The 18,813-nt window shown below is 70.0% G+C and carries 24 protein-coding genes; 3 read left to right on the top strand and 21 right to left on the bottom strand.

Annotation, left to right across the window (positions count from 1 at the left end):
• Positions 1-42: 42 nt before the first annotated feature.
• Genes ACYVK7_RS25550 through glmS form a run of 3 tightly spaced genes read right to left on the bottom strand, consistent with a single transcriptional unit; the run spans position 43 to position 3,203 of the window.
• On the bottom strand, positions 43-891 hold the full coding sequence (locus ACYVK7_RS25550) for an alpha/beta fold hydrolase (RefSeq protein WP_460890546.1): 849 nt from the start codon (positions 889-891) through the stop codon (positions 43-45).
• A gap of 26 nt (positions 892-917) precedes the next feature.
• Complete coding sequence (locus ACYVK7_RS25555) at positions 918-1,274, bottom strand: pyrophosphatase (protein WP_460890547.1); 357 nt, start codon at positions 1,272-1,274, stop codon at positions 918-920.
• A gap of 27 nt (positions 1,275-1,301) precedes the next feature.
• Positions 1,302-3,203: a glutamine--fructose-6-phosphate transaminase (isomerizing) gene (gene glmS / locus ACYVK7_RS25560; RefSeq protein WP_460890548.1), complete on the bottom strand. Its 1,902-nt coding sequence runs from the start codon at positions 3,201-3,203 to the stop codon at positions 1,302-1,304.
• Positions 3,204-3,325: 122 nt separating this feature from the next.
• Between glmS and coaA the strand changes: the two genes are divergently transcribed.
• Entirely contained in the window at positions 3,326-4,321 is a 996-nt protein-coding gene (gene coaA, locus ACYVK7_RS25565; protein ID WP_460890549.1) for a type I pantothenate kinase, read from the top strand.
• Between the two features lie 17 nt (positions 4,322-4,338).
• On the opposite strand, the gene ACYVK7_RS25570 is transcribed toward coaA, so the two are convergent.
• From ACYVK7_RS25570 to rplM, 4 genes are all read right to left on the bottom strand, one after another.
• On the bottom strand, positions 4,339-5,028 hold the full coding sequence (locus ACYVK7_RS25570) for a DedA family protein (protein WP_460890550.1): 690 nt from the start codon (positions 5,026-5,028) through the stop codon (positions 4,339-4,341).
• A gap of 231 nt (positions 5,029-5,259) precedes the next feature.
• Positions 5,260-6,624: a phosphoglucosamine mutase gene (glmM, locus tag ACYVK7_RS25575; protein ID WP_460890551.1), complete on the bottom strand. Its 1,365-nt coding sequence runs from the start codon at positions 6,622-6,624 to the stop codon at positions 5,260-5,262.
• 124 nt (positions 6,625-6,748) lie between these two features.
• On the bottom strand, positions 6,749-7,234 hold the full coding sequence (gene rpsI, locus ACYVK7_RS25580; RefSeq protein WP_460890552.1) for a 30S ribosomal protein S9: 486 nt from the start codon (positions 7,232-7,234) through the stop codon (positions 6,749-6,751).
• A gap of 43 nt (positions 7,235-7,277) precedes the next feature.
• Entirely contained in the window at positions 7,278-7,727 is a 450-nt protein-coding gene (rplM, locus tag ACYVK7_RS25585; RefSeq protein WP_460890553.1) for a 50S ribosomal protein L13, read from the bottom strand.
• A 280-nt stretch (positions 7,728-8,007) separates the two neighbouring features.
• On the opposite strand from rplM, the gene ACYVK7_RS25590 reads away from it, so the two are divergent.
• A complete protein-coding gene (locus ACYVK7_RS25590) occupies positions 8,008-8,433 on the top strand; it encodes a DUF5709 domain-containing protein (protein ID WP_460890554.1) in 426 nt (141 codons plus the stop codon).
• 103 nt (positions 8,434-8,536) lie between these two features.
• On the opposite strand, the gene ACYVK7_RS25595 is transcribed toward ACYVK7_RS25590, so the two are convergent.
• Positions 8,537-9,445, bottom strand: coding sequence for a tRNA pseudouridine synthase A (locus ACYVK7_RS25595; protein ID WP_460890555.1), 909 nt, complete (start codon positions 9,443-9,445; stop codon positions 8,537-8,539).
• A gap of 47 nt (positions 9,446-9,492) precedes the next feature.
• Between ACYVK7_RS25595 and ACYVK7_RS25600 the strand changes: the two genes are divergently transcribed.
• Positions 9,493-10,251, top strand: coding sequence for an ROK family protein (locus tag ACYVK7_RS25600; RefSeq protein ID WP_460890556.1), 759 nt, complete (start codon positions 9,493-9,495; stop codon positions 10,249-10,251).
• A gap of 87 nt (positions 10,252-10,338) precedes the next feature.
• On the opposite strand, the gene rplQ is transcribed toward ACYVK7_RS25600, so the two are convergent.
• The 13 genes from rplQ to rpsE all read right to left on the bottom strand — a co-directional run bounded on the left by rplQ (position 10,339) and on the right by rpsE (position 18,784).
• Positions 10,339-10,869, bottom strand: coding sequence for a 50S ribosomal protein L17 (gene rplQ / locus ACYVK7_RS25605; RefSeq protein WP_460890557.1), 531 nt, complete (start codon positions 10,867-10,869; stop codon positions 10,339-10,341).
• A gap of 55 nt (positions 10,870-10,924) precedes the next feature.
• A complete protein-coding gene (locus ACYVK7_RS25610; protein WP_116673607.1) occupies positions 10,925-11,941 on the bottom strand; it encodes a DNA-directed RNA polymerase subunit alpha in 1,017 nt (338 codons plus the stop codon).
• 185 nt (positions 11,942-12,126) lie between these two features.
• Positions 12,127-12,531 (bottom strand): 30S ribosomal protein S11, encoded by a 405-nt coding sequence (gene rpsK / locus ACYVK7_RS25615; protein WP_460890558.1) that lies wholly within the window; start codon positions 12,529-12,531, stop codon positions 12,127-12,129.
• A 75-nt stretch (positions 12,532-12,606) separates the two neighbouring features.
• Positions 12,607-12,981, bottom strand: coding sequence for a 30S ribosomal protein S13 (gene rpsM / locus ACYVK7_RS25620; RefSeq protein WP_253869160.1), 375 nt, complete (start codon positions 12,979-12,981; stop codon positions 12,607-12,609).
• Positions 12,982-13,166: 185 nt separating this feature from the next.
• Positions 13,167-13,280, bottom strand: a complete 114-nt coding sequence (rpmJ, locus tag ACYVK7_RS25625; RefSeq protein WP_003956441.1) for a 50S ribosomal protein L36 — start codon at positions 13,278-13,280, stop codon at positions 13,167-13,169.
• A gap of 129 nt (positions 13,281-13,409) precedes the next feature.
• Positions 13,410-13,631, bottom strand: coding sequence for a translation initiation factor IF-1 (gene infA, locus ACYVK7_RS25630; RefSeq protein ID WP_020016137.1), 222 nt, complete (start codon positions 13,629-13,631; stop codon positions 13,410-13,412).
• 295 nt (positions 13,632-13,926) lie between these two features.
• Positions 13,927-14,388, bottom strand: a complete 462-nt coding sequence (locus ACYVK7_RS25635; RefSeq protein ID WP_460890559.1) for a hypothetical protein — start codon at positions 14,386-14,388, stop codon at positions 13,927-13,929.
• Between the two features lie 67 nt (positions 14,389-14,455).
• Positions 14,456-15,343: a type I methionyl aminopeptidase gene (map, locus tag ACYVK7_RS25640; RefSeq protein ID WP_460890560.1), complete on the bottom strand. Its 888-nt coding sequence runs from the start codon at positions 15,341-15,343 to the stop codon at positions 14,456-14,458.
• 3 nt (positions 15,344-15,346) lie between these two features.
• Positions 15,347-15,904 (bottom strand): adenylate kinase, encoded by a 558-nt coding sequence (locus ACYVK7_RS25645; protein WP_460890625.1) that lies wholly within the window; start codon positions 15,902-15,904, stop codon positions 15,347-15,349.
• An 80-nt stretch (positions 15,905-15,984) separates the two neighbouring features.
• Positions 15,985-17,280 carry a preprotein translocase subunit SecY gene (secY, locus tag ACYVK7_RS25650; RefSeq protein ID WP_460890561.1) on the bottom strand — a complete coding sequence of 432 codons (1,296 nt, stop codon included), beginning with the start codon at positions 17,278-17,280 and terminating at the stop codon, positions 15,985-15,987.
• Positions 17,281-17,493: 213 nt separating this feature from the next.
• Positions 17,494-17,946 carry a 50S ribosomal protein L15 gene (rplO, locus tag ACYVK7_RS25655; protein ID WP_460890562.1) on the bottom strand — a complete coding sequence of 151 codons (453 nt, stop codon included), beginning with the start codon at positions 17,944-17,946 and terminating at the stop codon, positions 17,494-17,496.
• Positions 17,947-17,948: 2 nt separating this feature from the next.
• A complete protein-coding gene (rpmD, locus tag ACYVK7_RS25660) occupies positions 17,949-18,131 on the bottom strand; it encodes a 50S ribosomal protein L30 (RefSeq protein ID WP_020016131.1) in 183 nt (60 codons plus the stop codon).
• Complete coding sequence (rpsE, locus tag ACYVK7_RS25665; RefSeq protein ID WP_460890563.1) at positions 18,131-18,784, bottom strand: 30S ribosomal protein S5; 654 nt, start codon at positions 18,782-18,784, stop codon at positions 18,131-18,133. The genes rpmD and rpsE overlap by 1 nt, the downstream gene beginning before the upstream one ends.
• Positions 18,785-18,813 lie beyond the last annotated feature (29 nt).

Consider the following 18,813-nt stretch of genomic DNA (forward strand, 5'->3'; position numbering starts at 1 on the left):
TCGTCGCCATCTCGGGCTGACGACGCCGCCCAGCCCCGGGGCCTAGCTGCTCGGCCCCTGCCGCCGAGCGCCGGGCCGTTCCTCGACCCGGTCCAGCCACTCGCCCACCAACGACTCGAACAGCCCGCGCTGCTCGATGTTCAGCGCGTGCCCCGCGCGGTCGAGCACGGCGAAGGTCGCGCGCGGGTAGTGCTCGACCAGGTCCCAGGCGTCGCGGTAGCCGGTGACCGAGTCCTGCCGCCCGACCAGGACGAGCACCGGCCCGTCATAGGGCGCCGGCTCGACGGCGAAGGTGCCCGCGTAGCTCTCCTCGATCCGGGCGATCACCACCGGGTCGGCCGCCGCCAGGCCGGGATCCACGTGCTGCCGGGCCGCCGCCCACGTCTCCTCGGTCTGGACCACGAGGACCTCCTCCGCGTCAACCGCCTCGGCACCGACCCGCTCGGCCAGACCCGGCTCCCGGACCAGCACCTGCCGCTCCGGGAGGTGCCGCAGCTCGTGCCGGGGTTCGACCACGGTGACCACGGTGGCCAGCCCGGCCACCCGGGCCGGGTCGGCGGCGACGAGACCCCGTGCCAGGTAGCCCCCGTAGGACTGGCCGACCACGACGTACGGCCCCTCCGGCACCAGCGCCTGGACGGCGCCGCGCAGGATGCGGAAGACGTCGTCGGTGCCGGCGACGTCGGGTGCCGACGTGCGCCCCATCCCCGGCAGGTCCACGTAGACGCGGCGCCAGCCCGTCCGCCCGGTGAAGACCGGCTCGAAAGCGCCGGTCATGATGCGGTGGTCCACGGAGAACCCGTGCACCAGCACCACCGTGCCCGCCCCCGGCTCGTCCGCGCCGTGCTCCACGTAGTGCACCTGGACACCGTCGACCTCCACGTACGCCATGTACGCCCCTCTCGTCAGCCCAGAGGCTAGTCCGAGCCTCCGACATCCCGGAGGCCGACCGTGTCCTCCGGCTGGACCAGGTGCCGCCAGCGGAACCACTTGCGCTCCAGCTCCTCGGGCAGGTCCACGTCGAACCGCCGCGCCACGAGCAGCAGCTGCGCCAGCGCGTCGGCCACCTCGCCGCGGAACGCGTCGCGCGTCTCGTCGTCCGACAGCCCGCGGTCGCGCGAGCGACCCGAGAGGTTGAGGTACGCCTGGGTGAGCTCCCCGACCTCCTCGTGCAGCTTCAGCACGAGCCAGTCGTCGGTGCGCTCGACGTCGTGCAGCCGTGCGTAGACGCGGCTGATGATCTCGACGTCGTCGATGAGGTTCTCGAGGTCCACGCCGCCGAGCGTGCCACAACCGGGCGGCTACTCCACCGTCACGGACTTGGCGAGGTTGCGCGGCTGGTCCACGTCGAGGCCCTTCGCGGTCGCCAGCGCCATCGCGAAGATCTGCAGCGGCACGACGGCCAGCAGCGGCTGGAGCAGCGTGGGCGCCTGCGGGATCCAGAAGATCTCGTCAGCGTACGGGCGCACCGCGTCGTCGCCGTCCTCCGCGATCACGAGGGTGCGCGCGCCGCGCGCCCGGATCTCCTGGATGTTGGAGACCACCTTGGAGTGCAGCGAGTCGCGCCCACGCGGCGAGGGGACCACCACGAACACGGGCTGCCCCTCGTCGATCAGCGCGATCGGGCCGTGCTTGAGCTCGCCGGCCGCGAAGCCCTCCGCGTGGATGTACGCGAGCTCCTTGAGCTTGAGCGCACCCTCCAGCGCCACCGGGAACCCGACATGCCGCCCGAGGAACAGCACCTTGTCGGACTTCTCCATCGACCGGGCGGTCGCGCGCACGTACTCGCCGCGCTCGATGACCGTCTGGATCTTGCGGGGCATGTCGCGCAGCTCGTCGAGCAGGATCGCGATCTCGTCGGGGAACTTGTTGCCGCGCAGCTGCGCCAGGTACAGACCCAGCACGTAGGCGGCCGTGATCTGCGCGAGGAACGCCTTGGTGGAGGCCACGGCGATCTCGGGCCCGGCGTGCGTGTACAGCACGGCATCGGACTCGCGGGGGATGGTCGACCCGTGGGTGTTGACGATCGAGATCACCTTGGCACCCTGCTCGCGCGCGTGGCGCACGGCCATCAGGGTGTCCATGGTCTCGCCGGACTGGGTCACGGCCACGACGAGCGTGCGCTCGTCGACGATCGGGTCGCGGTAACGGAACTCGTGCGCCAGCTCGACCTCGACGGGGATACGGCACCAGTGCTCGATCGCGTACTTGGCGACGTGCCCGGAGTACGCGGCGGTGCCGCAGGCCACGACGATGATCTTGTTCACGGCGCGCAGCACCGACTCGTCGATGCGCAGGTCGTCCAGCACGAGCGCGCCGGAGGCGTCGGTACGGCCGAGCAGCGTGTCGGCGACGGCCTGCGGCTGGTCGTGGATCTCCTTGTCCATGAAGGAGTCGAAGCCGCCCTTCTCCGCGGCGGCCGCGTCCCAGTCCACGGTGTAGCGCTTGGCCTCGGCGGGCTTGCCGTCGAAGTCGGTCACGGCCACGGACGTCGGCGTGATGGTCACGACCTGGTCCTGGCCCAGCTCGAGGGCCTCCTTGGTGTGCGCGATGAACGCGGCGACGTCGGACCCGAGGAAGTTCTCCCCCTCGCCGAGGCCCACCACGAGCGGCGAGTCGTGCCGCGCGCCCACCACGGTCTCCGGCGCGTCCGCGTGGACGGCGAGCAGCGTGAACGTGCCGTGCAGGCGGCCGGCGACAGCCGTCATGGCCTCGGTCAGGTCGCCCGTCTCGCGGTACGCCTTGGCCACGAGGTGGGCGGCCACCTCGGTGTCCGTCTCCGAACGGAACGTCACGCCGTCGGCCAGCAGCTCGGCCTTGAGCTGGGCGAAGTTCTCGACGATGCCGTTGTGGATCACGGCGAGCCGGTCGCCGTCGGCCAGGTGCGGGTGAGCGTTCGCGTCCGTGGGGCCGCCGTGCGTGGCCCAGCGGGTGTGGCCGATCGCCGCGGTGGCCTCGGGCAGCGGATCCTCGTCGAGCGCCTCGATCAGGTTGGCGAGCTTGCCCGACTTCTTGGCCCAGGCGATACCGTCGAGGCCCGGCGCGACGAGGGCGACGCCCGCCGAGTCGTACCCGCGGTACTCCAGCCGGCGCAGCCCTTCGATGGCCACGGCGAGGGGCATGCCCGACGGCGCGGCGGCACCTGACGCGTTGCCGTCCGCGGTAGTCGCGACAGTTCCCGTGTAACCCACAATCCCACACATGCGGGCGAGTCTAGCGAGCCTGCTGACCTGCCCCCATGACCGGGCTCACAGGCCCGGCTCCCGCACATCCGCGCGGCGCCCCGCCGGGGCCGGTAGCGATTCCCGCCGCCGGTTGGTGCACAATGCTGCAGGTGGTTTCCCAGTTCCCGACGACGGAGCACGGCGAGCACCTGCTGGCCCTCGCCCCGTCCTCGCCCTACGTGGATCTCGACCGTGCGGCCTGGAGCCGCCTGTCGGCCTCCACTCCCCTGCCGCTGACCGACGAGGACGTCGAGCGTCTGCGGGGCCTCGGCGACCCCATCGACCTGGCCGAGGTCGACGCGATCTACCGGCCCCTGTCACGCCTGCTCAACCTGTACGTGATGGCGACGGGCGGCCTGCACGACGCGACGTCGACCTTCTTGCACGAGGACCCGCCCCGCACGCCGTACGTCATCGGGGTCGCCGGCTCGGTCGCCGTCGGCAAGTCGACGACGGCGCGCGTCCTGCGCGAGATGCTCGCCCGCTGGCCGGAGACGCCGCGCGTCGAGCTCATCACCACGGACGGGTTCCTCTACCCGAACGCCGAGCTCGAACGGCGCGGCCTGATGGAGCGCAAGGGCTTCCCCGAGTCGTACGACCGGCGTGCGCTGATCCGGTTCCTCTCCCGGATCAAGGCCGGCCGGCCCGAGGTCCGGGCGCCCGTGTACTCGCACGTGACTTACGACATCGTGCCGGGCCAGGAGATGGTGGTCCGCAAGCCGGACGTACTCATCGTCGAGGGCCTCAACGTGCTGCAGCCGGCCCGCCCGTCGGCCGTCGACGAGTCGACCGTCGCGGTGAGCGACTTCTTCGACTTCTCGATCTACGTGGACGCTCGCACGCGGAACATCCGGCAGTGGTACGTGGACCGGTTCCTCGAGCTGCGCCGTACGGCCTTCACCAAGCCGGACTCGTACTTCCGGAGGTACGCGTCGCTCTCCGACCAGGAGGCGACGGAGCGTGCCCTGAAGATCTGGGAGTCGATCAACGCGCCCAACCTCGAGCGGAACATCATTCCTACCCGCGGCCGGGCGACCCTCGTGCTGACCAAGGGCTCGGACCACGCGGTGCAACGGGTCCGGCTCCGCAAGCTCTGAGCCGTCCCCGCCAGGGCTCAGTCCACGTCCGACGGCGGGACGGTCACCCTGGCCGTGTCCGCCTCGGCGTCGTCCGGCTCGTCGTCGAGGTGGCGGCGCGAGAACCAGCCGACCACCTTGTCGACGACGAAGCCCATCGCGACGCCCAGCACCACGCCGATACCGATCGCGAGCAGCGGGTCGTGGCCGAGCCACTGCGCCGCGACCAGGCCGATCCCCGCCGAGTAGAACGCCCACATGACCGCCGCGATGGCGGCGATGACCATGAACCGGCGCCGCGGGTACGCGACGGCGCCCGCCGTCATGTTCACGGCGACCCGGCCGATCGGCACGTAGCGCGCCGCCAGGATGAACGACGCCCCACGGCGGGTCAGCGCCCGCTCCGCCCAGGCCACGGCCCGGCGTCCGCGCGGTCCCCGCAGGAACGGCACGCGCTCGGTGCCGATCAGGTGCCCGATCTGGTAGGCGATCTGGTCCCCCACCCAAGCCCCTGCGGCGGCGGTCAGGAGCACCAGCCACATCCACGGTGTGCCTGTGGTGTGTGCCGACACGGCCAGCGTGATCACGACGGACTCGCTGGGCAGCGGCGGGAAGAAGCCGTCGATGGTCGCGAACGCGAACATCGCCGGGTAGATCCACGGCGAAGCCGCCATCGCGAGGATCCATGCCTCGGTGGCGCTCAGGACTGTGGAGATGAGTTCGAGCACGGGACCTCGAGAGTCTCGGTCGGGCTCACCCTGCGACAGTTCAGGGCGGCGCCCGGGGGCGGAGGACGGCACTTGTCAGCGCCTGCCGCAAGCCTACGCAAGGGGGACCCCTGAAAGGCATCAGGGGTCCCCCTGGAAGAACCCCGCTTCCCAAGGATTCACGGAGCGTTCACGCCTGCCCTGCCCGCCACCACACACCGGCTCGCGCCGCCCGCCGGCGCGGCCACGACGCTAGAGCGCGAGCCGCTCCCGCACGACGGCGGCGAGGTCCTCCGCCACCTTGTCCGCCTCGTCCTGGGCCGGGGCCTCGACCATCACCCGCACGAGCGGCTCCGTGCCGGACTGGCGCAGGAGCACCCGCCCGGTGTCCCCGAGGCGCGCCGTCGCGTCGGCGACGGCCGACTGCACGCCCTCGTCGCTACCGGCCCGGGACTTGTCCACGCCCCGCACGTTGACGAGGGTCTGCGGGAGGCGCTCGATCTCGCCCGCGAGGTCGGCCAGGCGCTTGCCGGACGCCTTGACCCGTGCGGCGAGGTGCAGCGCCGAGAGCACGCCGTCCCCCGTCGTGGCGTGGTCGGCCAGGATGATGTGGCCGGACTGCTCGCCACCGAGGCCGAAGCCCTTGGCACGCATCTCCTCGAGCACGTACCGGTCGCCGACGGCGGTCTGCACCGTGGTGATGCCACGCTCCCGCATCGCCAGGATCAGGCCGAGGTTGCTCATCACGGTCACCACGAGGGTGTCCCCAGGCAGGCGGCCCTCCTCCTGGAGCGCGGTGGCGAGGATCCCGAGGATCTGGTCGCCGTCCACGATGGCACCGGTGTGGTCGACGGCGAGGCAGCGGTCGGCGTCGCCGTCGAACGCCACGCCGAAGTCCGCCTCGGACGCCACGACGACGGCCTGGAGCTGCTCCGGGTGGGTGGAACCGCACTTCTCGTTGATGTTCCGGCCGTCCGGGCTGGCGTTCATCACCACGACGTCGGCACCTGCCGCACGCAGCGCGTCCGGGCCCACCTCGCTCGCGGCGCCGTTGGCGCAGTCGAGGGCGATGCGCAGGCCTTCGAGCGGCCGGTGGTCGGGGGTCGTCCCGACGCTGTCGGTCAGGTGCCGCACGTAGCGCTCCGCGGCGGCCTGCCCGTCGGTACGGATGCGTCCGACGTCCGCGCCGGTGGGGCGCTCCCACTCGTCGCCGAGCGTGGCCTGGATGGCGTCCTCGACGGCGTCGTCGAGCTTGAGCCCGCCGCGGGCGAAGAACTTGATGCCGTTGTCGGGCATCGGGTTGTGCGAGGCGGAGACCATGACGCCCAGGTCGGCCTCCAGCTCCGTCACGAGGTAGGCCAGGGCGGGCGTGGGCAGCACGTTGAGCATCACCACGTCCACGCCGGCCGAGGCGAGGCCTGCCGCCACGGCGCCCGCGAGGAACTCCCCGGAGGCCCTCGTATCTCGACCGACCACCGCGCGCGGCCGCTGCCCCAGCAGCTCACCCTGTGCGGTGAGCACCCGCGCGGCGGCGGCGCCCAGCTCCAGCGCCAGCTCCGCCGTGATGTCCTTGTTGGCGAGGCCCCGAACTCCGTCGGTGCCGAACAGCCTGCCCATGCCGGTTCTCCTCAGATCGTTCGGGTCCCACCGTAGTGGGCCTCCGGCGCTTGCTTGAAATGCAGATGGCCCCGCTGAACAGTGTCGACACTGTTCGGCGGGGCCACCCAGCCACGCGCTGAGATCAGCGCTTGCTGTACTGCGGAGCCTTGCGGGCCTTCTTGAGACCGGCCTTCTTGCGCTCGACCTTGCGGTCGTCACGCCGGAGGAAGCCGGCCTTCTTGAGCTCGGCGCGGTTCGCGTCCTGGTCGATCTCGTTCAGCGCGCGGGCGATGCCCAGGCGCAGAGCGCCGGCCTGGCCCGACGTGCCGCCACCCGTGATACGGGCGATGACGTCGAACCGGCCCTCGACCTCGACCAGGTTCAGCGGGCTGTTGACCAGCTGCTGGTGCACCTTGTTCGGGAAGTACTCCTCGAGGGTGCGGCCGTTGATCTTCCAGGTGCCGGTGCCGGGCACGAGGCGCACGCGCGCCACGGCCTCCTTGCGGCGCCCGAGGGCCTGAGCCGGGGCGGTGATGGACGAGCCGCGCGTTGCGGGCGCAGCCGTCTCGGTGGTGTAGTTGCTGGGCGTCTCGGCGCCCTGCTCGATGTCGACGGTGGTCTCGGCCACTGTGGTGTCCTCGCGTCCTTCGCGTTGCGATCCGGCAGCGGCCTCAGGCCTGCTGCGAAACCTGGGTGATCTCGAACGGCTTGGCCTGCTGCGCCGTGTGCGGGTGCTCAGAGCCTGCGTAGACCTTCAGGTGGGTCATCTGCGTCCGACCGAGCGAGGTCTTGGGGATCATGCCGCGCACGGCCTTCTCGATGGCGCGTTCCGGCTTGCTGTCCAGGAACTCGCCGTACGGGGTGGCAGTGAGGCCGCCCGGGTAACCCGAGTGGCGGTAAGCCATCTTGGTCTCGCGCTTGTTGCCGCTCAGCGCGACCTTGTCCGCGTTGATGATGATGACGAAGTCACCACCGTCGACGTGCGGGGCGAAGGTCGGCTTGTGCTTCCCGCGCAACAGTGTGGCGACCTGGCTTGCCAGGCGGCCCAGGACGACGTCGGTCGCGTCGATGACATACCAGTCACGCTGGACGTCGCCGGGCTTGGGGGTGTACGTACGCACGGTTCGTAACCTTTTCGTTTTCGGTGTCGTCGGGCGAGAAGCGGCGCCCGATGAGTCAGATCGTTGTGCGCGGGGGTCAGAATGACGTCCGGGCCGTTCGTCGGCACACGAGTGGGCTCGGTGCAGACGCAGGACGTCGTGACAAAGCACAACGACTCATCAGAGTACCTGGCGGCTTCCCCAGGGGTCAAAGCGAAGCGGGTCCCGATCCTCGTCGACCGCCATGATCTTCGACACGTCGCCTGTGGCGTACGCGCCGAACAGGTGCCACGGTAGGTACATGACCGAGGAAACCCCAGCCACCATGCCAGGACCGGACGGGCTCGCTGAGGGCGACACCGACCAGCTCCCCGCCGAGGACACGCTCCTCAGCCGGGGCACCAAGGACCAGCTCGACGAGGGCTACTCGCCTCCGGACCGCCCCAGGAAGAACCACTGGGGCGAGACCTCGTGGGAGGAGCGGCACGGCGAGCCGATGGACCAGCGCCTGCGCGAGGAGGAGCCGGACGTCTGGGAGGCCGACCCCCTCGACCGGGCCGACACGTCACGCGCGGGCCGGCTCGTCTCCGACCCTGACGCCGACCCCGGCAGCTACGCGCGCGAGGACGGCAACCGCCAGAACGACGTGTACGGCACCGACGCGGGCATCGACGGTGCGGGGGCGAGCGCCGAGGAGGCAGCGGTGCACTGGGTCGAGGAGCCGTGACCCCCGTGCCGAGGTAGTCCTTTGGCGAGGTAGTCCTTTGGCGAGGTAGTCACCCGGCGCGCGCTGGGTGACTACCTCGCTACGCGACTACCTCGCCAGAGGACTACCTCGGCAGGGTGGGCTCTTGCCAGACGTCCTCGTCCATGCGCTTCGCGCGGACGGCGTCGGCCCGCGTTGCGAGCTCCTCGTCCGGCGGGAACGTGATCTCCTCGAGGCACAGTCCTTCCGGCGGCACCACGAACACACCGGCGTCCCGGCGCCGGCTCGCCAGGAGGTCCGCGGGCCAGCTCACCGGGCGGCGCCCCTCCCCCACCGCGATCGACGCGCCGACCAGCGCGCGCACCATGTTGTGGCAGAACGCGTCGGCCACCACGTGCGCGATCGCGAGCCCGGCGTCCGGCCCCTCGGTAGGCCGCTCCCAGGCGATGCGCTGCAGCTCGCGGATGGTCGTCGCACCGGGCCGCGGCTTGCAGTACGAGGCGAAGTCGCGCACCCCCGTGAGCGGGCGCACGGCGTCGTCCATCGCGGCGACGTCGAGCGGCTTGCGTGACCACAGGACGTGCTTGCGGCGCAGCGGGTCACGCAGCTCGGGGGCATCCGCGATCCGGTAGGTGTAGCGGCGGCGCAACGCGGAGAAGCGCGCGTCGAACCCGGGCGGCGCCGGTGCGGCGGAGCGCACGACGACGTCGGTGGGCAGCACGCCCGTCAGCCGGGAGACCAGTGCCTCCGCCGGCGTCCTGCTGGAGCGTCCGGACCGTCCGGGCAGCGCCGCCCAGGCTCCCGCCTCGATGTCGACGTGGGCCACCTGACCTCGCGCGTGGACGCCGGAGTCGGTACGGCCGGCGACGGTGAACCGGGGCGTCGGTGTGCCGAGCTGCTCGCTGCGCAGGACGCGGGCGAGGCCCTCCTCGAGACATCCCTCCACGGTGCGCAGACCCGGCTGGCGTGCCCAGCCGGCGAATCCGCTTCCGTCGTAGGCGAGGTCGAGGCGGGCCCTGATGAACTCGTTCACGAAGCCATCCTCCCCGATCCGGGCCCGTGGGTTCGTACAGTGACGTCATGGCAGACACCCTCACGCTGGCCGTCGACTGCGGCGGCGGCGGGATCAAGGCGGCAGTCCTCGACACCTCCGGCACGGCCCACGCCTCGCCCGTCCGCGTCCCGACGCCGTACCCGCTCCCGCCCGAGCTGCTCGTCGACACGATCGCGAAGATCGCCACCGACCTGCCGGCGGCCTCGCGCGTCACGGTCGGTCTGCCGGGCATGATCCGCAGCGGCGTCGTGGTGCACACGCCGCACTACATCACCCGGTCGGGACCCCGCTCGCGGGTGCTGCCCGACCTGCTGGAGGCCTGGCGCAGCTTCGACATGCGCGCCGCGGTCGCGCAGCGGCTCGGCCTGCCCGCGCTCGTCCTGAACGACGCGGAGGTGCACGGCGCCGGCGTCGTCGCCGCGTCGGGTCTCGAGCTCGTGATCACCCTCGGCACCGGGCTGGGGACGGCCATGTTCCACGGCGGACGCATCGCACCGCACCTGGAGTGGTCCCACGCCCCGGTCCGCCGCAGCCTCACGTACGACCAGTACATCGGCGAGCCCGAACGTCGCAGGCTCGGCGACGGGCTGTGGTCGCGCCGCGTCGTCTCCGTCGTCGAGGGCCTGCGGCCCGTCTTCCTCTGGGACCGGCTCTACATCGGCGGCGGGAACGCCCGCTGCATCACGCCGTCGGCCCTCGCCCGCCTGGGCGACGACGTCGTCATCGTCCCCAACTCGGCCGCGCTCGTGGGCGGCGCGAGAGCCTGGGACCTCCCGCCGTCCTAGCTCCGCCCGCCGAGCACCACGCACGACGCCGGGCCGCACCCTCCGTACGGAAGGTGCGGCCCGGCGTCGTGCAGGGGAGAAAGGGGCTCAGGCCTCCTTCTTCTCCTCGGGGGTCTCGTCCGCGGTCGCCTCGGCGGCGTCCTCGACGGGGGCGTCGGTGACGTCCTCGGCGGGGGCGTCCTCAACCGGAGCCTCGGCAGCCGGAGCGGCCTTCTCTGCGGCCTTGGTGGCCTCCTTGACGACGGCCTGCTTGGGGCTCACGGGCTCGGTGATGAGCTCGATGACCGCCATCGGCGCGTTGTCGCCCTTGCGGGTGCCGATCTTGGTGATGCGCGTGTAGCCACCGTTGCGCTCGGCCATGGCCGGGGCGATCTCGGTGAACAGCGTGTGCACCACGCCCTTGTCACGCACGACGGTCAGCACGCGGCGACGGGCGGACAGGTCGCCCTTCTTCGCGAACGTGATCAGACGCTCAGCCAGGGGACGCAGGCGCTTGGCCTTGGTCTCCGTGGTCGTGATGCGGCCGTGCTCGAAGAGGGAGGTCGACAGGTTCGCGAGGATCAGGCGCTCGTGAGCCGGGCTACCGCCGAGCCGCGGACCCTTGGTGGGGGTAGGCATTACTTGTCTCCTTGAAAGTGGTTCCGCGCGTCCGGCCTAGGCCGGACGCGGGACGTCAGTACGACTGCTCGTCGCCGCTGTAGGCCGCGGAGTCGCTACCCTCGAAGTACGAAGCGCCGGCCGGATCGAAGTCCAGCGGCGAGTCCTTGAGGCTGAGGCCGAGCTCGGCCAGCTTCTCCTTGACCTCGGTGATCGACTTGGCACCGAAGTTGCGGATGTCGAGCAGGTCCGCCTCGCTGCGAGCCACGAGCTCGCCCACCTGGTGGATGCCCTCGCGCTTGAGGCAGTTGTACGAACGGATGGTGAGGTTGAGCTCCTCGATCGGCAGCGCCAGGTCCGCGGCCAGCGCGGTGTCCGTCGGCGACGGGCCGATCTCGATGCCCTCGGCCTCGACGTTCAGCTCACGTGCCAGGCCGAACAGCTCGACCAGGGTCTTGCCAGCCGATGCGAGCGCGTCGCGAGGCGTGATCGCCTGCTTGGTCTCGACGTCGACGATGAGCTTGTCGAAGTCGGTGCGCTGCTCGACTCGGGTGGCCTCGACCTTGTACGTGACCTTGAGGACCGGCGAGTAGATCGAATCAACCGGGATGCGCCCGATCTCCGCGTCGAACTGCTTGTTCTGCGCGGCGGACACGTACCCACGACCCCGCTCGACGGTCAGCTCGATCTCGAGCTTGCCCTTGTCGTTGAGGGTGGCGATGTGCAGGTCGGGGTTGTGGACCTCGACCCCCGCCGGCGGAACGATGTCCGCGGCGGTCACGACGCCGGCGCCCTGCTTGCGCAGGTACATCACGACGGGCTCGTCGTTCTCCGAGGAGACGACGAGGTTCTTGATGTTGAGGATGATCTCGGTGACGTCCTCCTTCACGCCCGACACGGTGCTGAACTCGTGCAGCACACCGTCGATACGGATGGACGTGACGGCTGCGCCCGGGATGGACGACAGCAGGGTGCGACGCATCGAGTTGCCGAGCGTGTAGCCGAAGCCAGGCTCGAGCGGCTCGATGGAGAAGCGGGAACGGCTCTCCGAGATGACCTCTTCGGTCAGCGTGGGGCGCTGTGCGATGAGCACTGTGGGTGTCCTTTCAGTGTGCGTCCGCTATATGACGCATCACGGCATGCGATCTCTCGCGGCCCGGGCGGATCTCTGTCACCGTCCGGGCGAAGGTGCTCACCGCGAACGGTGAGCGAGTGCCGCGCTCGCGGTGCGGTCCCGCGACCCTGGGGTCGGGCGGCCGCACCGCGGCGCAACAGGTATCAGACGCGGCGACGCTTCGGGGGGCGGCAGCCGTTGTGCGCCTGGGGCGTCACGTCCTGGATCGAGCCGACCTCGAGGCCGGTCGCCTGGAGGGAGCGGATCGCGGTCTCACGACCGGAACCCGGGCCCTTCACGAACACGTCGACCTTCTTGACGCCGTGCTCCTGCGCGCGGCGCGCGGCCGACTCGGCGGCCATCTGCGCGGCGTACGGGGTGGACTTGCGGGAGCCCTTGAAGCCGACGTGGCCGGCGGACGCCCACGACACCACAGCACCGGACGGGTCGGTGATCGAGATGATCGTGTTGTTGAAGGTGGACTTGATGTGCGCCTGGCCGAGCGGGACGTTCTTCTTGTCCTTGCGGCGGGGCTTGCGGCCAGCAGTGGCGCGAGTCTTGGGAGGCATCTGTTCTGTAATCTCCTGGTCTGATCGGACCGGGGCGGTCTCAGCTCGGTGAGCCGACCGCTCCACGGACTGCTATCAGCGGGCCTTCTTCTTGCCCGCGACGGTGCGCTTGGGACCCTTGCGGGTACGCGCGTTGGTCTTGGTGCGCTGACCACGCACCGGCAGTCCGCGACGGTGGCGGATGCCCTGGTAGGTGCCGATCTCGACCTTGCGACGGATGTCGGCCGCGACCTCACGGCGGAGGTCACCCTCGAGCTTGAAGTTGCCCTCGAGGTGGTCGCGGAGCGCAACGAGCTCGGCGTCGCCGAGGTCCTTCACGCGGACGTCCGGGCTGATGCCCGTGGCGGCCAGGGTCTCCTTCGCGCGGGTACGACCCACACCGAAGATGTAAGTGAGCGCAACCTCAAGCCGCTTGTCGCGGGGGAGGTCGACGCCGATAAGACGTGCCATGTGCCTTCCGGCTCCTTGTACTGCTCGTCGGAGGTCTGCCGCACCGCCATCCCGCGTGTCACGCGGGCCCCGGCCTCCGGACCGAGGGTTCCCCCCTCCCTGCGCGGTTGCCCGCCGGGCGAGGTTCGAGGTGGTGCGCTGGTGGTGGCCTCAGCCACCGACCTGGGCGTCGCCCAGGTCTGTGATCAGCCCTGGCGCTGCTTGTGGCGCAGGTTGTCGCAGATCACCATGACGCGACCGTGCCGGCGGATCACCTTGCACTTGTCGCAGATCTTCTTGACGCTCGGCTTGACCTTCATCGGATTTTCCTCCGCGACGTGCGTCCGGTCGCCCGGTGCCGCACGCAGCAGTGTCGTGGGTGGTCGATCATGCGGCGACGTCACCTCCCGGCCAGGCCGTGGACGACGTAGCCCCGGATCGGGGACTGACTACTTGTAGCGGTAGACGATCCGGCCTCGGGACAGGTCGTACGGGCTGAGCTCCACCACCACGCGGTCCTCGGGAAGGATCCGGATGTAGTGCTGACGCATCTTTCCCGAGATGTGCGCGAGAACCTTGTGACCGTTCGACAGCTCCACGCGGAACATCGCGTTCGGCAGAGCCTCGATCACGCTGCCCTCGATCTCGATGACACCGTCCTTCTTTGCCATATCCTCCGCTAACTCTCGTCGTGACTGCTTCCACGCCCACGGCACCGCAGGATCCCTGCGAGACCGACAGTCGGGTGTGGATGTCGTGTGTGTCCGTGTGCCGCCTACCTCGTGTGCCTCGGCCTGCGCCCCGCTCTCGCGGGGACCGGCAGGCGCCATCGGCACCCTGTCAGGAACTGGAGGCGTTGAACGGACTACACCCAGCGGTCTAGCCTACGTCACTTCGTAAAGCAATCAAAGCGCAGGACGACGGCGCCGGCCGCCCGCGGCCGTGAGCCTCGCCACGCGGCGCGCCTCAGAGGTCGTACTCGACCCCGGGCAGCCCGATCGTCGTGTGCGGCAGGCTGCCCACGAAGAAGAAGAGCATCGGCAGCCAGCCGAGCACGGTGCCCAGGCCGAGCGCGATGAGCACCGGCGTGGCGCGCCTCTTCCAGAGCCAGACGCCGCACAGCCACACCACGACCCCGAGCAGCAGGACCGACTCCCACAGCAGGAGGGACGTGCCGAACCCGAGGACGATGCCGACCCACAGGAAGGGGCTCCGTGCGAGGCGCCGACCCCACGTGGCGAGCCAGCGCCCGAACCGGCCCAGGCCACGGCCCGTCGCGGACACGGCGCGCGAACCCCGGGACTCCCCCGGGCGCCCGTCTCCCGCGGGCTCGGGTTCCGCGTAGGCGGTTCCGCCGTGCGGCCTGGTCTCCGCGCCGCGCTCCGGGGAGCCGGCGCCGCTGAGCGGGGTGTGCGCGTCATCGGTCACGTGCCGATCGTAGCCAACTGACGCCGACTTAAATAGCCCCGACCTCAAAGTCAGGGCCGGCAAAGCCTCAGTCGAGCGCGACCGGCTTCACGCCGAAGACGCCGAGGCGCTCGGCGCCCCCGTCGACCGCGGTCAGCACCACGATGCCGTCCTCCATGATCGCGGTGGAGTGCTCCCAGTGCGCCGCGCGGGACCCGTCGACGGTCACCACCGTCCAGTCGTCCTCCAGGACGCTGGTCTCGGCACCGCCCCGGGTGATCATCGGCTCGATCGCGAGGCACATCCCGTGGCGCAGCCGTGCCCCGGCGGCCGAGGTCTTGTAGTTGTGCACGTCCGGCGGCTGATGCATGGCGCTGCCGATGCCGTGCCCCACGTAGTCCTCGACGATGCCGTACTCGACGCCGTTGAACTCCCCGGCCATCTCGACGGCGGCCTCGACGGCCTCCCCCACGGCGTTCAGCCGCTTCGCGGACGCGAGGGCGGCGATGCCGGCCCACATGGCGGCCTCCGTCGTCCGGACGAGCGCGATGTCGGCGAGGTCAGCGCCCGCGGCGACCAGGTCGTCGTCGGGCAGCTTGTGGTCCAGGGCGCCCTCGGCGCCCAGCACGAACGATACGGCCGAGTCGCCGTGCCACCCCTCGACGATCGCGCCGCAGTCGATCGAGACGAGGTCACCCGCCGCGAGCACCCGGCTACCCGGGATCCCGTGGATGACCTCGTCGTTGACCGACGTGCAGATGACGCCCGTGAACCCGTGGTAGCCGAGGAACGACGGCGCCGCACCGGCCGCATCGATCGACGCTGCGGCCACCGCGTCCAGGTCCGCGGTCGTCACACCGGGCCGGGCCGCGGCCCGCACCGCGGCGAGAGTGTCCGCGACCACCAGACCGGCGCGCCGCATGTGGCGCACCTGGTCCGGTGTCTTGTACTCGATCCGCTCCCGCCCGAAGACCACGCCTCAGCCCAGCTGGGCCGCGAGGGCGGCGACGATGCGGTCGGTGACCTCGGCGATCTCGCCGAGCCCGTCGACCTGGACCAGCAGGTTGCGCTCGGCGTACGCCGACGTCAGCGGGGCGGTCTGCTCCGCGTAGATGTCGAGCCTGCGCGCGATCGCGTCCTCGGTGTCGTCCTCGCGGCCCTCTTCCTCAGCGCGCTTCGCGATGCGGGAGAGCAGCTCGGCACGGTCCGCCGTCAGCTCGATCACGCCGTCCAGTGCCCAGCCGAGGTCGGCGAGGATCTGGTCGAGCTCCGCGACCTGGGCCGCGTTGCGCGGGTACCCGTCGAGGATGAAGCCCTGCTTGACGTCCGGCTCCGCGAGGCGGTCCTTCACCATCGCGTTGGTCACCTCGTCGGGGACCAGCTCGCCTTTGTTCGTGTACTCCTGCGCAAGCTTGCCCAGCTCGGTCTCCCCCGCGATGTTCGCGCGGAAGATGTCGCCCGTCGAGATCGGCACGATCCCGAAGACGTCGGCGAGGCGGGCAGCCTGCGTACCCTTCCCCGCGCCCTGCGGACCCATGATGACCAGGCGCGTGACCTGGCCCTCGTAGTCCGGATGAGCGTGCAGCTCGCGGCGAGAGGTGGTGGTGGGGGTCTGGCTCAACGGAGGAATCCTTCGTAGTGGCGCTGCTGCAGCTGTGAATCGATCTGCTTGACCGTATCCAGTCCGACACCGACCACGATGAGGATCGAGGCACCGCCGAAGGGCAGGCTCGTGCTGACGCCAAGGAAGACGAGCACCAGCGTCGGGATCAGCGCGACGAGCGCGAGGTACAGGGAACCGGCGGAGGTGATCCGGGTGATCACGAAGTCGAGGTACTCCGCCGTGGGGCGGCCGGCGCGGATGCCGGGGATGAAGCCGCCGTACTTCTTCATGTTGTCCGCGACCTCGTCCGGGTTGAACGTGATCGAGGTGTAGAAGAAGCAGAAGAAGATGATCATCAGCGTGTACACCGCGATGTAGAGCGGCGACGACTGCTCGACCAGGTTGTTGGAGATCCAGACGACCCAGTCGGACCCCTGGTCCCCGAACTGCGCGAGCAGACCGGGCACGGCGAGGATCGAGGCGGCGAAGATCACCGGGATGACACCCGACATGTTGATCTTGATCGGGATGTACGTGCTGGTGCCGCCGTACATCCGGCGGCCCACCATGCGCTTCGCGTACTGCACGGGGATGCGTCGCTGCGACTGCTCGACGAAGACCACGAGGCCGATCACCAGGATGATGACCAGGATCATGACCGTGAAGTTGACGACGCCGTTGGCGCCACCGGCGATCGACCACAGCGACGTGGGGAAGCTCGCGGCGATCGACGTGAAGATCAGGAGCGACATGCCGTTGCCGACGCCGCGCTCGGTGATGAGCTCGCCGAGCCACATCACGAGGCCCGTGCCCGCCGTCATGGTGATGACCATGAGGATCGAGGTCAGCACGCTGTCGTCGGCGATGACGTCGAGACCACAGCCCTGGAAGAGCAGGCCCTGACGCGCCGTCGTGATGACGGTGGTGGACTGCAGGATCGCGAGGCCGATGGTGAGGTAACGCGTGTACTGGGTCAGCTTGGTCTGACCCGACTGGCCCTCCTTCTGCAGCGCCTCGAAGCGTGGGATCACCACGCGAAGCAGCTGCACGATGATGCTCGCCGTGATGTACGGCATGATCCCGAGGGCGAAGACCGACAGCTGCAGCAGAGCTCCGCCGCTGAAGACGTTGATCAGGCCGAGCAGCGTGTTGTCACCCTGTCCGGCGATACATTGCTGCACGTTCGCATAGTCCACACCGGGAGTCGGGATGAACGACCCGAGCCGGAAGATCGCCATGATCGCGATCGTGAACAGCAGCTTGCGCCGCAGGTCTGGCGTCCGGAAAGCCCGGCCGAAAGCGCTGAGCACCCTATCCTCCTGGCCCGCCGTTGCGGGATATCGTGTCGCCGGCAGGACACCGGCGAGGTGTGTCGAACGTGGGCCAGACCACAACGGTGCAGCCGGACCGTGTCGGATTCTACGTTGCTCACGGGGTCTCTCGGACCACGAGAGCCCCCTAATTTTCCCAAGAGAGCACACAGGGCCGGCCGCGCATCATGCGCCGCCGGCCCTGGAGCTGTCTCAGGCCTCCGAAACCGTACCGCCAGCCGCCAGGATCTTCTCCTTGGCGGACGCCGAGACGCGGTCGACCGCGATCTCGAGCTTGACGTCGATCTCACCGTTGCCGAGCACCTTGACGGGCTGGCCCTTGCGGACAGCCCCCTTGGCGACGAGGTCCTCGACGGTGACGGTGCCACCCTCGGGGAACAGCGCGGAGAGCTTGTCCAGGTTCACGACCTGGAACTCCACACGGAACGGGTTCTTGAATCCACGCAGCTTCGGGAGGCGCATGTGCAGAGGCACCTGCCCACCCTCGAAGCCCGCGGGGACCTGGTAACGAGCCTTCGTACCCTTGGTACCCCGACCTGCCGTCTTACCCTTCGACGCCTCACCACGACCCACACGGGTCTTCGCGGTCTTGGCGCCGGGGGCCGGACGGAGGTGGTGCATCTTCAGCGGCTTGTTCTCCGCCATGATCACTCGACCTCCTCGACGGCGACGAGGTGCGCCACCGTCTTGACCATGCCACGAATCTCCGCACGGTCCTCCTTCACGGCGGTGTCGCCGATCCGCTTGAGGCCGAGGGTTCGCAGCGTGTCACGCTGGTTCTGCTTGCCGCCGATGGCGGACTTGGTCTGAGTCACCTTGAGACGAGCCATCACGCACCCGCCTTCGCCGTCGACTCGGCGCGACCAGCGGCCTGCGCACGGAGGAGTGCGGCCGGAGCCACGTCCTCGAGCGGGAGCCCACGACGAGCGGCAACAGCAGCCGGCTCCTCGAGGCCCCGCAGTGCCGCGACCGTGGCGCGCACGATGTTGATCTGGTTCGTCGAGCCGAGCGACTTGCTCAGCACGTCGTGGATGCCCGCGCACTCCAGCACGGCGCGCACCGGACCACCGGCGATCACACCGGTACCCGGCGACGCCGGACGCAGGAACACGACACCGGCTGCATCCTCACCCTGGATGGGGTGCGGGATGGTGCCCTGGATACGAGGGACGCGGAAGAAGTTCTTCTTCGCCTCCTCGACACCCTTGGCGATCGCCGCGGGCACCTCCTTGGCCTTGCCATAGCCGACGCCGACGGTTCCGTCGCCATCGCCCACCACGACGAGCGCGGTGAAGCTGAAGCGACGTCCACCCTTGACGACCTTGGAGACGCGGTTGATGGAGACGACCTTCTCGACGAAGGCGCTCTTCTCCTCGCGCCCCCCGCGACGGTCGTCCCGACGGCCGCCACCACGGCGGTCGTTACGGTCCTTGTTCTCGGTGGCGGCACCCTGGGGGGCGCCGCTGCGCTGCCCTGCAGCCATCAGAGAGTCCTCTTCTTCCGTGCGTTGGT

Source organism: Promicromonospora xylanilytica, assembly GCF_054782895.1.

Bases quoted from the DNA above. Each gene is read 5' to 3' on its own strand.
- ACYVK7_RS25550 (WP_460890546.1), bottom strand. From the start codon at position 891: ATGGCGTACGTGGAGGTCGACGGTGTCCAGGTGCACTACGTGGAGCAC.
- glmS (WP_460890548.1), bottom strand. From the start codon at position 3,203: ATGTGTGGGATTGTGGGTTACACGGGAACTGTCGCGACTACCGCGGAC.
- coaA (WP_460890549.1), top strand. From the start codon at position 3,326: ATGCTGCAGGTGGTTTCCCAGTTCCCGACGACGGAGCACGGCGAGCAC.
- glmM (WP_460890551.1), bottom strand. From the start codon at position 6,624: ATGGGCAGGCTGTTCGGCACCGACGGAGTTCGGGGCCTCGCCAACAAG.
- ACYVK7_RS25590 (WP_460890554.1), top strand. From the start codon at position 8,008: ATGACCGAGGAAACCCCAGCCACCATGCCAGGACCGGACGGGCTCGCT.
- ACYVK7_RS25600 (WP_460890556.1), top strand. From the start codon at position 9,493: ATGGCAGACACCCTCACGCTGGCCGTCGACTGCGGCGGCGGCGGGATC.
- rplQ (WP_460890557.1), bottom strand. From the start codon at position 10,869: ATGCCTACCCCCACCAAGGGTCCGCGGCTCGGCGGTAGCCCGGCTCAC.
- rpsK (WP_460890558.1), bottom strand. From the start codon at position 12,531: ATGCCTCCCAAGACTCGCGCCACTGCTGGCCGCAAGCCCCGCCGCAAG.
- rpsM (WP_253869160.1), bottom strand. From the start codon at position 12,981: ATGGCACGTCTTATCGGCGTCGACCTCCCCCGCGACAAGCGGCTTGAG.
- rpmJ (WP_003956441.1), bottom strand. From the start codon at position 13,280: ATGAAGGTCAAGCCGAGCGTCAAGAAGATCTGCGACAAGTGCAAGGTG.
- infA (WP_020016137.1), bottom strand. From the start codon at position 13,631: ATGGCAAAGAAGGACGGTGTCATCGAGATCGAGGGCAGCGTGATCGAG.
- ACYVK7_RS25645 (WP_460890625.1), bottom strand. From the start codon at position 15,904: ATGGGTCCGCAGGGCGCGGGGAAGGGTACGCAGGCTGCCCGCCTCGCC.
- rplO (WP_460890562.1), bottom strand. From the start codon at position 17,946: ATGGCGGAGAACAAGCCGCTGAAGATGCACCACCTCCGTCCGGCCCCC.
- rpmD (WP_020016131.1), bottom strand. From the start codon at position 18,131: ATGGCTCGTCTCAAGGTGACTCAGACCAAGTCCGCCATCGGCGGCAAG.
- rpsE (WP_460890563.1), bottom strand. From the start codon at position 18,784: ATGGCTGCAGGGCAGCGCAGCGGCGCCCCCCAGGGTGCCGCCACCGAG.